This window comes from Neisseria sp. P0009.S007 (genome assembly GCF_051962515.1).
This window is the reverse complement of the sequence record NZ_JBQCVF010001243.1, coordinates 1-243: the sequence shown is the minus strand read 5'-3', so window position 1 is coordinate 243 and position 243 is coordinate 1. Positions and strand designations below refer to the sequence as shown.

The window sequence follows — 243 nt, the reverse complement described above, 5'->3', positions numbered from 1 at the left end:
CGAAGGTCGGGGTGCCATGTTCCCGCCACTATTCCAGTCCGACTATATCAATAAAAAACCGCAAGTGCTGTTGCAAAGCATGACCAAAGGCATCAACGGCCCGATTAAAGTAAACGGCAAATCCTACAACGGCTTCATGCCTTCTACCGCCATCAACGATGCCGATGTCGCCGCCGTTGCCACTTACATCATGAACGCCTTCAATAATGGCGGCGGTACGATTACTGAAGCAGATGTCAAAAA

At 49.8% G+C, this 243-nt stretch carries 1 protein-coding gene; it reads left to right on the top strand.

Annotated features, from left to right (window positions below; genetic code table 11):
- A partial coding sequence (locus tag ACTHS3_RS18465; RefSeq protein ID WP_440368868.1) for a c-type cytochrome occupies positions 1-243 on the top strand: 243 nt, incomplete at both ends.